12 protein-coding genes and 3 tRNA genes are annotated in these 15,905 nt (G+C 34.6%); 5 read left to right on the top strand and 10 right to left on the bottom strand.

Going from position 1 to position 15,905, the window contains the following annotated elements:
• Positions 1–115: 115 nt before the first annotated feature.
• The 4 genes from NQQ59_RS15695 to proS form a co-directional block, all read right to left on the bottom strand.
• Positions 116–187 (bottom strand) — tRNA-Glu (locus tag NQQ59_RS15695).
• A gap of 41 nt (positions 188–228) precedes the next feature.
• Positions 229–300 (bottom strand) — tRNA-Glu (locus tag NQQ59_RS15690).
• Between the two features lie 41 nt (positions 301–341).
• A tRNA-Glu gene (locus NQQ59_RS15685) sits at positions 342–413 on the bottom strand.
• A gap of 78 nt (positions 414–491) precedes the next feature.
• A complete protein-coding gene (gene proS, locus NQQ59_RS15680) occupies positions 492–1,970 on the bottom strand; it encodes a proline--tRNA ligase (RefSeq protein ID WP_144218457.1) in 1,479 nt (492 codons plus the stop codon).
• A gap of 102 nt (positions 1,971–2,072) precedes the next feature.
• On the opposite strand from proS, the gene NQQ59_RS15675 reads away from it, so the two are divergent.
• The 5 genes from NQQ59_RS15675 to NQQ59_RS15655 all read left to right on the top strand — a co-directional run bounded on the left by NQQ59_RS15675 (position 2,073) and on the right by NQQ59_RS15655 (position 7,706).
• Complete coding sequence (locus tag NQQ59_RS15675; RefSeq protein WP_186296629.1) at positions 2,073–3,125, top strand: hypothetical protein; 1,053 nt, start codon at positions 2,073–2,075, stop codon at positions 3,123–3,125.
• A gap of 41 nt (positions 3,126–3,166) precedes the next feature.
• The gene (locus NQQ59_RS15670) at positions 3,167–4,684 is read left to right on the top strand and encodes an OmpP1/FadL family transporter (RefSeq protein ID WP_144218455.1); all 1,518 of its coding nucleotides are present in this window, start codon (positions 3,167–3,169) and stop codon (positions 4,682–4,684) included.
• 176 nt (positions 4,685–4,860) lie between these two features.
• A complete protein-coding gene (gene rimO / locus NQQ59_RS15665; RefSeq protein WP_144218453.1) occupies positions 4,861–6,174 on the top strand; it encodes a 30S ribosomal protein S12 methylthiotransferase RimO in 1,314 nt (437 codons plus the stop codon).
• Positions 6,175–6,216: 42 nt separating this feature from the next.
• Entirely contained in the window at positions 6,217–6,777 is a 561-nt protein-coding gene (locus tag NQQ59_RS15660) for a hypothetical protein (protein ID WP_144218451.1), read from the top strand.
• A gap of 26 nt (positions 6,778–6,803) precedes the next feature.
• Positions 6,804–7,706: an N-acetylmuramoyl-L-alanine amidase gene (locus NQQ59_RS15655; protein ID WP_144218449.1), complete on the top strand. Its 903-nt coding sequence runs from the start codon at positions 6,804–6,806 to the stop codon at positions 7,704–7,706.
• Positions 7,707–8,101: 395 nt separating this feature from the next.
• Here the strand turns inward: NQQ59_RS15655 and NQQ59_RS15650 are convergent, their stop codons facing one another.
• The 6 genes from NQQ59_RS15650 to NQQ59_RS15625 all read right to left on the bottom strand — a co-directional run bounded on the left by NQQ59_RS15650 (position 8,102) and on the right by NQQ59_RS15625 (position 15,902).
• Positions 8,102–9,190: an outer membrane beta-barrel protein gene (locus NQQ59_RS15650; RefSeq protein WP_144218447.1), complete on the bottom strand. Its 1,089-nt coding sequence runs from the start codon at positions 9,188–9,190 to the stop codon at positions 8,102–8,104.
• 613 nt (positions 9,191–9,803) lie between these two features.
• On the bottom strand, positions 9,804–10,766 hold the full coding sequence (locus NQQ59_RS15645) for a glycoside hydrolase family 5 protein (RefSeq protein ID WP_144218445.1): 963 nt from the start codon (positions 10,764–10,766) through the stop codon (positions 9,804–9,806).
• A gap of 11 nt (positions 10,767–10,777) precedes the next feature.
• The gene (locus NQQ59_RS15640; RefSeq protein ID WP_144218443.1) at positions 10,778–12,010 is read right to left on the bottom strand and encodes a glycoside hydrolase family 27 protein; all 1,233 of its coding nucleotides are present in this window, start codon (positions 12,008–12,010) and stop codon (positions 10,778–10,780) included.
• Between the two features lie 101 nt (positions 12,011–12,111).
• Positions 12,112–13,095, bottom strand: a complete 984-nt coding sequence (locus NQQ59_RS15635; RefSeq protein ID WP_144218441.1) for a T9SS type A sorting domain-containing protein — start codon at positions 13,093–13,095, stop codon at positions 12,112–12,114.
• Between the two features lie 108 nt (positions 13,096–13,203).
• Entirely contained in the window at positions 13,204–14,286 is a 1,083-nt protein-coding gene (locus NQQ59_RS15630) for a hypothetical protein (protein WP_144218439.1), read from the bottom strand.
• Positions 14,287–14,303: 17 nt separating this feature from the next.
• Positions 14,304–15,902, bottom strand: coding sequence for a RagB/SusD family nutrient uptake outer membrane protein (locus NQQ59_RS15625; protein ID WP_144218437.1), 1,599 nt, complete (start codon positions 15,900–15,902; stop codon positions 14,304–14,306).
• Positions 15,903–15,905: the final 3 nt, after the last annotated feature.

The following is a 15,905-nucleotide window of genomic DNA, read 5'->3' as shown; positions in this document are numbered from 1 at the left end:
AAAAAAGAAAAACCTCCCACAATTATATAAAAACAATCACTTTGGTTTTAACTAATAAAACAAAAACCGAGACACCAATTTTTGTTTTATAAAACTTATTTACAACTAATTTTCGTAGTCTGTAAGGGAATCGAACCCCTGTTACCAGGACGAAAGCCTGGAGTCCTAACCCCTAGACGAACAGACCAGTTTCTTCTAAGTTTTCTTCAATTTAAAAATTGAATTTTGTAGTCCGTGGGGGAATCGAACCCCCCTTACCAGGATGAAAACCTGGCGTCCTAACCGATAGACGAACGGACCAACTTTCCTAATTGGAAATTTTCAATATGTAATATAACTTGTAGTCCGTGGGGGAATCGAACCCCCCTTACCAGGATGAAAACCTGGCGTCCTAACCGATAGACGAACGGACCGCGCTTCTGTATTGCGGATGCAAAGATACATCTATTTTTTAGTTGCGCAACACCTAATGCAAAAAAATATATTTTTTTTTAATACGCCTTAGCAAAAAGCACTCTTTTAGAAGAAGGATTCCCAGTAAACACACAGCTTCCCGCCTCTTCAACAGCATCCAAAGGAATGCAACGAATAGTCGCTTTTGTTAGATCTTTTATTTTTTCTTCAGTAGCAGCAGTTCCATCCCAATGAGCTGAAATAAAACCTCCTTTTCCTTCCAAAACCTCTTTAAACTCCTCAAAACTATTCACTTCTGTAATGTGAGTATTACGATAATCCAATGCTTTCGTAAATAAATCATTTTGAATCTGCTCCAATAAATCATTAACATAATCCACGATTTTTTCTGCAGCAACAACCTCTTTTGACAAATTATCTCGTCTTGCTACTTCAAAAGTTCCATTTTCTAAATCTTTTGGACCAACAGCAATTCTAACAGGCACACCTTTTAATTCCCATTCGGCAAATTTAAATCCAGGCTTTTGTGTCGTTCTGTCATCATATTTTACTGAGATTTTCAATTTTCTCAATTTAGCTGTCAATTCATTAACCGCAGCCGTAATTTGAGCCAATTGTTCATCTGTTTTATGAATTGGAACAATAACTACTTGTATCGGCGCCAAGTTTGGAGGCAAAACTAATCCTTGATCATCAGAATGTGTCATAATAAGAGCTCCCATCAAACGAGTCGAAACTCCCCATGAAGTACCCCAAACATGTTCCTGTTTTCCTTCAGCATTTGCGAACTTAACATCAAAAGCTTTTGCAAAGTTCTGACCTAAGAAATGCGATGTTCCAGCCTGCAAAGCTTTTCCATCCTGCATTAATGCTTCAATACAATATGTTTCATCAGCGCCAGCAAAACGTTCTGTCTCTGTTTTGATTCCTTTCACTACTGGAATTGCCATAAAATTTTCAGCAAAATCAGCGTAAACATTCATCATTTTTTCAGATTCTTCAATAGCTTCTATTTTTGTAGCATGAGCAGTATGCCCTTCCTGCCATAAAAATTCAGCGGTTCTTAAAAACAAACGTGTACGCATTTCCCAACGCACTACATTTGCCCATTGATTAATCAATAACGGCAAATCTCTATAAGACTGCACCCATCCTTTATATGTAGACCAAATAATCGCTTCACTAGTTGGACGAACGATAAGCTCTTCTTCTAGTTTAGCATTTGGATCAACCATTAACTTCCCTGGTCTTTCTTCGTCATTCTTTAATCTGTAATGTGTCACAACAGCACATTCTTTTGCAAATCCTTCAGCATTTGTTTCTTCCGCCTCAAACATGCTCTTCGGCACGAATAATGGAAAATACGCATTTTGATGTCCAGTTTCTTTGAACATACGATCTAACTCAGCTTGCATTTTTTCCCAAATAGCATACCCGTATGGTTTGATCACCATACAGCCTCTAACTCCTGAATTTTCAGCTAGATCCGCCTTAACAACCAGCTCGTTATACCATTTCGAATAATCTTCTGATCTTGTAGTGAGGTTCTTACTCATATTATATAGTTTGGCACAAATTTTGTTTTAAATAATTTTAACTAAATAGTTTGACAAAACTAACTATTTTTGTAATGTGCAACAATAAAAAACACCACAGATATGAAAACTAACATTTCTCTTCGCCGAAACTCTAATCATTTTTACATAATTGGATTATTGAGTTTATTATTAGCGTCGTGTGGTTCTTACCAAAATTCATCTTATTATGAGAATGACGGGGTGTATGGTAATTCATCATCAAACCGCTATGTACAGCAGTCCAATGGCACAAGTAATCAATACACAGATTATTTTAGATCTTTGCAAGATGACAATCAGCCAACTGAAATTTTTACCGACGTTGACAATTATACCAATTACTCAGAAAACGACAGCATCCAAGCCAACTCTGTAGGCTATCCTGCATGGGGAAGCAGCAATTCTGATGTTTCTGTAAATGTTTATACAAATCCTACGTGGTCATTAGGTTTTGGAATGGGCTACCCTTATTACGGATGGGGCTACGGCGGCTACTATGGCTGGGGCTATCCAGGTTACTGGGGTGGCGGATGGGGCTATCCAGGCTACTACTGGGGTGGCGGCTGGGGTTATCCAGGATATTGGGGTGGCGGCTACTACAGCTACAACAACTACAACTATTCTTACGGAAGAAGAGGTTCTGCAGCGTATTATGGAAACAGAAATTATACCAGCAACAGAAACTACACTACAAATAGAAGTTTCACAAACAACAGAAACTACACTACCAACAGAAGTAACGGTTACACCACAAACAGAAATTATACTACAAATAGATCATCTTCTAATGGGTATACCGATTTTAGAAGAAGTTCAAATTCTACCTATAATAGAGGAACAAGCAGCCCAACTTTTACAAATAGAAGAGCCAACACTAATAGTGTAGATTACAGCAACTCTAACAACAGAAGATCGTACAACTATAACAACAGTGGAAACACTAACAGAAGCTATACTCCTAGCAACTCAAACAGAAGTTACACTCCTAGTAGTAACAGTAACTCAAACAGAAGCTACACTCCTAGCAGCCCATCACGTTCTATGAACAATAGTGGTGGAGGCGGAAGCATGAGATCTGGTGGCGGTGGAGGCGGCGGAGGAATGAGATCTGGCGGTGGCGGAGGAAGAAGATAATTTTTCTCTCGGCAAACTAATTCAAACTAAAACTTATCCAAATGAAAAAAATATTTTTCCTACTTATAACAGGACTAACTGTCAGCGCGTCATATTCTCAAGAAGTTTCTGACGGCTTACGTTACGCACAAGACAATTTAACTGGTACCGCCCGATTTAGAGCTATGAGTGGTGCTTTCGGAGCTGTCGGAGGAGATTTATCAGCCTTAAGCGTAAACCCTGCAGGTTCAGCCATTTTCAACTCGAATCAGGTTGGAGTATCCTTCACCAATCAAAACATAAAGAATGACGCTAAATACTTTGAAGGTCAAAATTCTGAGAAAAAAAATTCTTTCACTTTAAATCAAGCAGGCGGAGTTTTTGTTTTCAAAGATCGAAATCCAAACAATGGATGGAACAAAATTGCAATTGGTGCAACTTATGAAAACACAAACAACTTCAACAACAATTATGGAGTATTTGGTACAAACCCAACTCATTCTATAGATGGATATTTCCTCGAATATGCAAACGGAATACCTTTGCAAAATATAGACGGATTAGATTACAGAGATTTACCTTACACTGAACAACAAGCTTATATGGGATACTGGGGACATATTATTGACCCCGTTGCAAACACACCAGGAAACACTCAATACATAAGCAATGTGCCAGACGGAGCTACACCTGGACAAGGAAATTATTACCAGGAAAACGAAGTTTACACAAGAGGCTACAACAGTAAAGTTGGTTTCAACATTGCAACTTCTTACAAAGACAGACTTTATTTGGGAGCTAATTTAAATGTTCATATAACAGACTTTAGACGAACTTCAAGCTTTTATGAAGACAACAATAATCCATTGCAACCTTACGAAACGATTTCAAATTTACGCTTCAACAATGAATTATACACTTACGGAAATGGTTTTTCTTTCCAATTAGGAGCAATTGGCAAAGTAACAGAAGCCTTTAGACTAGGTATTGCTTACGAATCTAATACATGGTATGAACTTTATGATGAAACTTCACAAAGCCTTAGCACTACTAGACAGGAAGCTGGCGGCCAGCCTATAAATGCAAATGTAAATCCAAACGTGGTAAACGTATACGAATCATACACTTTACAAACACCAGCCAAATGGACATTTAGTGCTGCTTATGTTTTTGGAAAATCAGGTTTATTAAGTATTGACTATGCCATAAAAGATTATGGAAATACAAAATTTAAACCTACAAGTGATGCTGGCTTTAGAGATCTTAATAGCGACATCAAGAACACCTTAACCAATACTGGAGAACTTCGTATTGGAGGTGAATATAAAATCAAACAATTAAGCTTAAGAGGTGGATATCGTTTTGAAGGAAGTCCTTACAAAAACGGAAATACTATTGGCGATTTAACTAGTTACTCAGGAGGTTTAGGTTATAATTTTGGAGCCACTAAAGTAGACCTAGCTTACTCTTATGCAGAAAGAAAATCAAATCAAGGATTTTTTGCTAGAGGACTTACAGATCCAGCTAATATTTCTTCAAAGTTAAACAACGTTACCCTTACCCTATTATTTGAATTGTAATTAAGAATAAATAGATGAATGAGAATTTCCGTTTAGTTTTTTACTAAACGGATTTTTTTTTACACGAGAAACAGCATTTTTTCTCTCGAAAACCTTCATAAAAATCATTTAAATAAAACGAAACAAGCGGTGTTTGAATAAAAAAAGTGTAATTTTGCACTCCAATTTATAAAAGTATGAGAACCAAGTCTTTAAAAAAGAACAAAATTAACGTAATCACTCTTGGGTGTTCAAAAAATGTTTATGACAGTGAAGTCCTTATGGGACAGCTGCGTGCAAATGGAAAAGAAGTTGAACATGAAGCTCCTGCAGAAAAAGAAGGAAACATTATTGTAATTAATACTTGTGGTTTTATTGATAATGCAAAAGCAGAATCAGTAAACATGATTTTGGAATATGCCGATAAAAAAGACAGAGGAATTGTCGATAAAGTTTTTGTGACAGGATGTTTATCTGAACGTTACAGACCAGATTTAGAAAAAGAAATCCCTAATGTTGATCAATATTTTGGAACTACCGAACTACCTCAACTATTAAAAGCACTAGGCGCAGATTATAAACATGAATTACTTGGAGAGCGTTTAACTACAACTCCAAAAAATTATGCTTATTTAAAAATTGCCGAAGGTTGCGACAGGCCTTGCAGTTTTTGTGCAATCCCTTTAATGAGAGGTTCTCACGTTTCTCAACCAATTGAAAAATTAGTTAAAGAAGCTCAAGGCTTAGCCAAAAATGGAGTAAAAGAACTAATCTTAATTGCTCAAGATTTAACTTATTACGGACTTGATCTTTATAAAAAAAGAAATCTTGCAGAACTTCTAGAAGAATTAGCAAAAGTAGAAGGAATCGAATGGATTCGTTTGCATTATGCTTACCCAACAGGTTTCCCTATGGATGTTTTGGAATTAATGAAACGTGAACCTAAAATCTGTAATTATATTGACATTCCGTTACAACATATTTCAGATTCTATTTTGAAATCAATGCGTCGTGGTACAACTCAGGCAAAAACCACTCAGTTATTAAAAGATTTCCGTGCTGCAGTACCAGGAATGGCAATTAGAACTACTTTAATTGTTGGTTATCCAGGTGAAACGCAGGAAGATTTTGAAATTTTGAAAGATTTTGTTCAGGAAATGAAATTTGACAGAATGGGATGTTTTGCTTATTCTCATGAGGAAAATACCCATGCTTATTTACTGGAAGACAATGTTCCAGATGATGTAAAACAAGCCAGAGCTAATGAAATTATGGAATTACAATCACAAATTTCATGGGATTTAAATCAGGAAAAAGTTGGCAAAGTCTTTAGATGTATTATTGACAGAAAAGAAGGAGCACATTTTGTTGGACGTACTGAATTTGACAGTCCTGATGTTGATAATGAAGTTTTAATTGATGCTTCTAAACATTATGTAAAAACTGGTGAATTTGTTAATATCAAAATAATAGAAGCAACAGAATTTGATTTATACGGAGAACCTGCTTAAATTTACGCTGAACAATTGTTAATCACAGATAAAAACACTTTTATGAAACCTTTTCAAACTTTATTTATTTTAGTTTTTGGCTTATTCAGCTTTACTGTTTCTGCTCAATATGGCGGATACAATAATGGCTACGGATACGGTAATGGTTATGGCAATGGCTACGGTAGAGGTGGCGGAATGGGAATGGACAGAAGCATGATGGCTGGACAAGGACAAGGCTCACAAAGCAAACCTAAAGAAATTCCTGTCGAAGAAACTGCCAATAAAATTGTCGAACAGATGAGACCAGATGTTAAACTTGATGATTTACAAGCAATTGCTATCACAAACGTTTTGGCAGACAGTTTAAGAGAACAAGGTATTTTATTGAAAAATGAAAGCAGTAATCAAGAACAGAAAATTGAACAAATAAAAGCCCTAAGAGAGAGTACTGATAAAAAAATTGCTGCTTTTCTAAATCCTGATCAGGTTGAGAAATACAAAACCTTCATGGAGAAATTAAAAGAAGGAAAAACAGGAAAAACAAAAAAGAAGAAAAACAAAGATTCTAAAGAGGAATCTAAAGACTTAAAAGAAAATACAGATACGAAAATTGAAGAATAATCGTTTAAACTAATAAACAACGAATTATGACAAAAAAGATTTTTTGTTATCTTATTTTAGCTATTGCTATCAGTGCTTGTTCTACAAATCCTTATAAGCATACTGAAAAAGCATATGATCAACAGCTTAAAACTTTAGAAACTCAGATTACCAGCAAAGAAACACAGACAATTCCAGCTACTAATGTTGTTATTGACACTTCTTACGCACAGCAGTTGAAGATTGTAAAAGATACTTTATCTAAAACAAACTCGACCTATCTGCAAAATGGAATCAATACGGAATGGATTGGAACTGTCAACTTTAATTTAAGAAAACCTAGTTTCGTTATTATTCATCATACCGCTCAGGATTCATTACAACAAACTATAAATACTTTTACCAAAACCAAAACACAGGTTAGCGCTCATTATGTAATTTCTGAGAACGGAAAAGTAGTTCAAATGTTAAATGATTACCTTAGAGCTTGGCATGCTGGAAATTCTACATGGGGAAAAACGACAGATTTAAACTCCTGCTCTATTGGAATTGAATTAGACAATAATGGCTTCAAACCATTTACAGAAGCACAAATTAGCAGTTTAGTCGCTTTGTTGACAAAATTGAAAAAAGATTATAATATTCCAACTCAAAACTTTTTGGGACATGCCGATATTGCACCAGGAAGAAAACAAGATCCAAGTGCTTTATTCCCTTGGAAGACACTTGCTGAAAAAGGTTTTGGAATCTGGCCGGACGAAGTTTTAGAACCTGCTCCATTTGATTTTAAAATTGAGCCTGCGCTTAGAATTATAGGGTATAACACCAAAAATCTAACAGCAGCAATTCAGGCCTTTAAATTACATTACATTCAGACTGATGCAACTTCGGTTCTAGATAGAAAAACAATCGATACTATTTATTCGATTTACAAAAAACAGGTTCAATAGAACCTTATCATTTAAAAAATTAAAAAGCGTTTCTGTATCCAGAAACGCTTTTTTTGCTTTTAAAACAATCAATTTTAAAACCTTTCGATTATTAACTTTCTATTACACACACAACAAATCAACTCATTAAATCAGACGTTCCTACGAACGCATAATTGCAATCAAATTTAACTTTCTACCGACCAAACATTCCTACCGAATGAAAAGCCCTTCTAAGCAAAAACACCTGATAGTTTATCTCATCTAAATCATTTTCAATTTAAAATCTTAAACCCGAAATTCCAACCTGGAACCTCAAACTTGAAACTTGAAACTTCTTAAAAATAAAAAAGCTGCCAAAACATTAGTATGTTTCGACAGCTCCAAAAAAAAAAAAAAAATATCAATCTTTATCTCTAGAAAGAGTATGTTGTAGCAATTAAAGCATAGAAGCTTCCTTTTGTTGGTAATGCATCTTTATCTAAGAATATCTCTTCAGAAGCTGAATCGTATCTTAACTCAGGAATAATTGTAAGTTTTCCAACTTTATAGTTTAAAGAAACTGTATTAGCAAATACACTTGCTCCACTTAATGTCGTTAAACTTGGTGCTGCATCTTTAGCATCAAAATATTCCATTCTGTAAGCCAAAAGCAATGATGGGCTAAATGAATAGTTAGCGTATCCTACTACAGAAAACCACTCACCATCTAAAGTACTATCAAAATCATTTGTAGTTTTAGCATAAGTTGCATTTAAACCAAGTGAAAAACTGTCGCTAATTGTTTTAGAAGCAGTCAAATCAAACTGAGTTTTGTTTTCGTCTGAAACTGGAATTATACTTCCTGGGATTGGATTTGTACTTCCTGTTGTAAAATTCAGGTAAGCACTTCCTGTATCACCAATGTAACCTACTTGTCCAATGAACGTTTTTTGATAAGAACCAGCATCCATAGCTGATTTAAAATCTGTTGGATTGGTTAATCCCAACATCGCAGTGAATTTACCCGAAGTATACTGCGCTTTAACCCCTGTATTAAAGAATGGTCCGTAAGAGAACGCATAAGACATACTGTAGTTTTTATTATCTACAGCATCCAATACTTCATATCCAATATGAGTCCCAAAGCTACCCGCCACTACCTTAAACTCATCAGTCAAATTGTATGTGAAATACAATTGTTTAAGTAAAAATTTTGCACTCGCATCTTTATCAGGCGTTTCATTATATGAAAATTCTGCTGCTCTTTTTCCGAAACCCAAGTCCACAAAGACAGATGCTTTTCCAAAAGTATGACTAGCTTCTATCGATGCCATTCCTAATTCGAATGAATTTTGAGAGTTGGTGAAGCTCGTTAATCCATTCATTTGTTTAGAAAAATCATATTTATAGTACGCATCTGCAGAACCTCCCCATGTTGTTGCTGGAGCGGCTGCCTCTTCTTCTTGGGCAAAGGCAAAAGAACTTGTTAACATCGCGGCTAAAATGTGAAATGCTTTTTTCATGTTTTAAATTGGTTTTTAGTTATTAATTGATTCTGGTTAGTTAATCTTTTATATATCTATGTAATAGTATAAGTCATTTCTAAAACCTCTTATGCGCCTTCAAATCATCATCATTTTCATTAGCGAATTTATTAACTTTTGTATCATCAGAATAATCCAAAACTACTTTTTTGACGTTTTAGACGAAGAATTACGGATTACAAAAATTAAAGTTCCAATAATCATTATTTCATATTTATCTATAATTGTTTTTGAAAATTCAACAACAACAATTCAATACAAAAACACAAAAACACATAGGTGGAAGTAAAAAATACTACAAAAATCTAACAAAAAATATCTAAAACATACTCCAAAACAAAAACTACCCCTTAAAAATTAGGGGTACAAATAAAAATAAAATAAAAACCCAAAAATAGAACCTTTAAAAAAAACAGAACAAACCCTAATCTACAAAAGAAAAAATTCCTACAAAAAAAATCATTCTAAAACAATCTAGACATTCAAAAAACTTAAAACCATTTAAAGCCAAAACGAAATATTTACAACAAAAAAAAAAGCCCGTTCACTATCTGAACGGGCTCTACAAATAAAACGACCTAACTAACCTAACTTACTCTTTATTATACTTTCGAAGATACTCACGAACTTTAATCCCAGATTCTTTTAAATCTTCATCTTTCCATTTTCCTTCCGAATTAGCCGTTTTCTTTAAAATCGAGCAGGTTTCATCTTTATCAGAAACAGACCAAGTAATCCAGCTTATCTTTTTAGCTTCCATCCAATCGATATATTCTTGCCATGCTTTATAATCTAATGGTCCGTCTCCAGAAGCTTCCATTCCAGCGGATTCTGAAACAAAAACCGGCAAACCACTTTTTATTGCAGCATCCGTTCTGTCTCTTAATTCTTTACCATGTGTCGCTGCGTAAAAATGCATTGTGTACATTAGATTACTATAACCCGTTATAGGATCTTCAGCAGGAAGATCAATATCTTGATCCCAATGCGGACATCCGACTAGAATAATATTATTAGGATCGTTTTCTCGAATCACTCTAATTATTTCTTCAGAATAATTTTTCACTTCCCACCAAGTCTCATGATCCGGCTCATTAAACACTTCATATATAATATTAGGATACTTAGCATACTTTTTTGACATCTCTGAAAAAAACTGCTTTGCTTCTTTTAGATTTACATTATGACTGTGCCAATCTATAATGACATATATATCTGATTTTATAGCGCCATTTACAACAGCTTCTACTTTCTCCTTAGCAAATTGCGGATTATTTATATAAGATAGATCACCAAGTTCTACTCCCATTGCAGCACGAACTATATTACAATTAAAATCTTTCTTTAACCAGCTTACTGCTTTTTCATTATAAAATCTTGGCCATAAGCTGTGCCAACCAAAACTTAAACCACGGAGCACAATTGGGTTATTATACTTATCTACAAGTTGAGTTCCCTGTACACTTAACTGTCCATGCTTTTTTACAAATTGTGCTTTTGTAACATTCGTAAATAGCATTAAAGAAAAAATAATATAACAAAGCTTCAATTTCATAATTATCGTTTTTAAGGAATTAATTTTAGAGTAACAACATCGTGTGAAGCAATTGTTGCACTAAACGATTTCTTAGTATTCCCTGCTTCTTTATTTTTCCAAAGATCTTTTATTTTGAATGTTGTTTTAGCGAAATCTGCTTCATATCCAAAATCCGAATCTTTGAAATTATTTTTACTCCAGTCAAAATTGATTTTTTTTGATGTTTCTGTTCTGTTTACAAAACTTACCGCCCAAGCTCCTTCTGAAAGTGGTTTTACCCAAACTTCTACTCCATCTAAAATACTGTATTTGAATCCTTGAATTCCGAGCTTATCCTGATTTACAGATAACAGCTCTTTGTTTGTCAAAATTGCCAGAGTTTCTTTAGACATTTTTCTATAGTCATTTCCAGTAAACAAAGGCGAAGACAACATACACCACATCGCAAAATGTGTTTTATCTTCTGTATTATTCATCTCGTTCCCTACTTCCATCATATCAAAATCATTCCAATGATCTGGACCAGAATATTTACGAATATCTTTTCGCATATCGGCAATTTTCATAAATCCCCATGAAGACCAGTTTTCTGGATGCTTGAACTCGCAGTCAAAACAAGGATAAATATCCCCTGAAATCCTCCAAAGATTTCCAACTGGTTTTCCCCACTCCCATGGTTGATTATCTCCCCATTCGCAAAGACTAAAAACAATCGGCCTTCCTGCAATTTTTAGCGCATTACTCATAGTTGTATAAGCTTCTTTAGCTGTAATTCCTTCAGTATTGCACCAGTCATATTTTAGAAAATCTATTCCTAATTTAGCATAAAATCTAGCATCCTGATATTCATATCCTCGTGTCCCAGGATAACCCGCACAAGTTTTTGTTCCTGCACAATTATACAATCCGAATTTCAAACCTTTACTATGTACATAATCGATTAGTGCTTTCATGCCGTTTGGAAACTTCTGAGGATCAGGAACCAGATCACCATTTTGATCACGTTCATGTGTCATCCATCCATCATCTAACACGATATAATTATATCCTGCAGCCGCTAAACCAGAAGAAACCATTATATCAGCCGTTTCTTTTACTAATTTTTCATCAATATTGGTTGCAAAAGTATTCCACGAGTTCCAGCCCATTGGCGGTGTCATGGCTAGACCATCAAATTTCCCAGCTTGTTGTTGATGCGTATTTCCCTGACTGAAACATATGACAGAAAAACTAAAGGCGAATAGTAAGGCTATTTTTTTCATTTTTAAGTATTTAATAGTATTACGTAAGTACTTTATGATTGTACTTACTAAAGTAAAAAACTCCATATCGAATCCCGAAAATGGAGTTTTTTTTGAATATTTTAATTTACAATAAGGTTTTTAGATCGCACTGTTCCATTTGGATACATGACCTGAACAATATAAACACCTGGTACTAAAGATGCTCCGACGGAACTTCTAAGCGCGTAAGACGTTGAAGTACTTGTTGTAGACAAAGGAAATGTAGTATTTAAAGTCCCACTGGTATTATAAATCCTGCATATTGTCTGACTTCCAAAAGAAGTAACTATTGGCGAAACAATAGTTAAATACCCATTTGAGTATGGATTTGGAGCTACTGTAAAATCATAATTTGTTGCTGGTGTAGAATTATTGGCACAATTCGTCAAATTCAAACTAACAGAATTACTGTAAGATGTAACTGATACTGAATTTGACAAACAACCTGCTTCCGAAACCGTACAGGTAACATCATATAAGAAATAAGGCTGACCATTTAAAGGAAGTTTCAATTCAAATACATTCTTAGACGTTTGCGTAATTATGATACTCGCATCTGCTACTCTAGGCGAAATATAAAAATTAGCATTAGGACTTGGGTTTGGTGTTGGAGCAACATTCAATGTTATGATATGATATTGTGGGGTACAATAATCACTTGTTTTCGTTACTACATAAGAAGGTAATGATGGGGCGGGCGCTGTAATAAAATTAAATATTCCAGTTTCCGCAACCTGTGTTCCACCCAAATAAAATTTTGCCGAAATATTACTTGGAGCATTAATTATATTTCCTGACTTAATAACTACTTTAGAAAGAGTTAACGGATCTGGATTGCCCGAAAAAGTAATCCCAGGATCATTAGAAAGCCATTCTACTGAATCATAAGTTCCCGGCGCAGGCGGATTAATAATCGTGTAATTTGGACCACTAGCAATACAATAAGGATTATTCCCTACAATGGTTTGTGCATTTCCAAAAATACTCACTAGCATAAAAAAAATGCTCATTAAAACTAAATCTCTTTTAATCGTAATCATAGTTGAAAGTTTGTTGTTTTTCATAATAATTATTTTTTTTTGAGGTTAAAAATTTTGCATTATTTTAAAGAAGAGCCCCATAACTATCGAAATGGAGCTCTTCTAAAACTAACTAATATCAAAGCATTCTAATTATTCTTTTAAAGTCAGACCAATATTATCAACATAGAATGTATTTTCTTTACCTTCTCCTTCTGCAGTTGTAGTTCTATTTTGAAATGTAATATTCTGCACACGATCTGTACCTAACAATACTGACCAAGGAAGATAAAACGTTTTCCATTCTGTAGTTACATCAAGTATTGGCGGATTAGTGGTCCAATTTCCATTAAAAATAAAACCAAGTTTTCCTGGTGCTTTAGCCTTAATAGACACACGTATACCCGAGAAAGGAGTTAGTTGATCATACCATCCCCAACTTCCCTCAAGAGATCCCCATGGATCTGTCTTTTTAGCTACGTAAGTTGTACCCTGTTCTGCAGTAGCATCGGTTTCGTAAGTAAAACTACCAGCAGGAGGAAAACCTAATCCGTAGTACGAAACATCATCAAATATTCCGCTTCCAATTACATATGACGATTTTGTTTCTCCTGATATATTAGCCACAGTAAGATATCTTAAATCTGCATTGGCAGGAACTTTTACAACAATTTGTTCTAAGGTAGAAGAAACCACAGTTACTGGAACCGCATCTTTGGTAGCAGTTTTAGCAAGTGTAACAATAGGGTCCAGGAAATACTTTCCTTTAATTGTTATCTCCTGACCTTCTGTTGCATTCACTGGATTAAAACCAGACACAGTAGGTACTGGTGGAGCAATAACAACATCTAGAACCGCTGTCCCGCTTTGTGTAATAACTTTTAATTGATTTGAACCATTAGCATAAGGTGTATTTTCATCTATCTGGATCACAATATCTGTATCTGTAACAAATGTTGGACGGAAATAGCTTTCATAATCGTTAAACGTAATCTTAGTTGCTGTCGAAAAACCTTTACCATGAATTACATAATACATTTTTGGATACACAATTGTAACCGGATTAAATGGTTTAACACTCCCATCTGCTTCGTAACCAGAAGGCGATATAGATTCAATAACAGGAGCACCTCCAACAGACGATGCACTATCATCATTGGAGCATGAACCCAAAAAGATTAAAGATAGCACCAGAGTGAAACATGCTACTATCGAAACAATTTTTATATTTTTCATGTCTTTGTTTTTAAAAATTATTTAAAAGTATACGGTACTACTTCTTTTAGTTTTGGATTCTTAATCAAATCGTCTGCAGGATAAGGTAACAGAAGGTTAGTTGCCGAGATTGAAATATGTTTTTCTTGCTCTCTATTTCCTCTGTTTTGCGCTTCTAATATTGCTTTAGCTTTAGCAAAAGGCAAACGTCCTAAATCAAAATAATAATCTCCTTCACAAGCCAATTCCGCACGTCTTTCTTTAAAAATATCATCAAAAGAAATAACTGTTTTTTCTGGAACACCCGCTCTTCTGCGAACTGCGTTAAAAGAAGCAAGAGCTCTCGGATCTGAAGTACTTCCAGTTTGCGATCCTAAAATAGCCTCTGCATGAATCAAAAGTAATTCTGCATAACGCATCATATAACTATTCATACTGCTTTCTCCATTATACTGTGGATTAAACGGACCTGTAATTGGTAAATTTTCTTTTCCGATTACATATTTTTTTAATCCAGCTCCAGATTTTTGAGCTTCGTATTTAAGTTCAAATGTATAACCCAGAATCAGTTTAGCATTTACTTCAAGTGTCTCAGCATAAGTCAGATTTGGATAATAATCTCCAGGCAACATAAAAGTCTCTATTCTTCTTTTATCATTTTGCTCGTAAACATTTTTGATTAAATCCTGAGATGGCGCTATTTGACCAGAATAAGTAGTTTCTACCAATCTGTTTTCAGGAGCAAATAAGGTATTAGAAAAATTTCCATCAAAATAAGTTCCGTTACCATTCCATTGCCATGAAAAAATAGACTCCTCATTATTATTATTTTTTTGCAACCATAAATCAGCAAAAGATTTTGTTGGTAAAGCTTCTCCTCCTAAAAGCTTAAACTCACCACTATCAATAACTTCCTGAGCCAAAGCTCTTGCCAAATCATATTTTTTCTCATATAAATATACTTTAGCCAAAAATGCTTTTGCAGATCCGCTTGATATATGTGCATTTGACGCATAATCTGAACCTCTATTTTTGGTTCTACAATTCGCGATTGCAAACTTCAAATCGTTTTCAATGAATTTGTAAACATCTTCAACAGGATTACTTGGAATCACAAAATTTAAAGAATAGTCACTATTATTCTCAATAATTGGCACATTACCGTATAATCTAACCAAGAAAAAATAAGAGAAAGCTCTAATGAAATGAGATTCTCCCAAAGCATTATTCAACGCCTCTTTGCTCACATTAGGACCAACATTTATAGGTAAATCATTAATATAAGCATTCGAATTTGCTATAGCACCATAACATGATCTCCAAGCATCTGAAACAAAATTCTGCGAATTGGTAAAACTTAAATCTGTAAATTTTCCAAAATCGTTATAAACATCTGCATACATATTTCCTGAAATTACATCGGTAATTCCGTAAAACGCAGATTTATTCATATTAAACCAAACCAGATGATATAAACCATTCGTTGCATTATCAAGCTTTACATCTGAGTCATAATAATTTCCCATAGTAGGTGTTGCTTCAGCAGGAACATCTAAGAAATCCTGTGAACAAGAAGACGAAAGCAACAACAACATTGTCAAACCAAACGCACTGCTTCTTTTTATTATATTTTTCATATT

The sequence above is a fragment of the Flavobacterium panacis genome (assembly GCF_024649945.1).
Taxonomy (GTDB): domain Bacteria; phylum Bacteroidota; class Bacteroidia; order Flavobacteriales; family Flavobacteriaceae; genus Flavobacterium; species Flavobacterium panacis.
The sequence above is the reverse complement of the archived record's forward strand: the minus strand, read 5'-3'. Positions and strand labels throughout refer to the sequence as shown.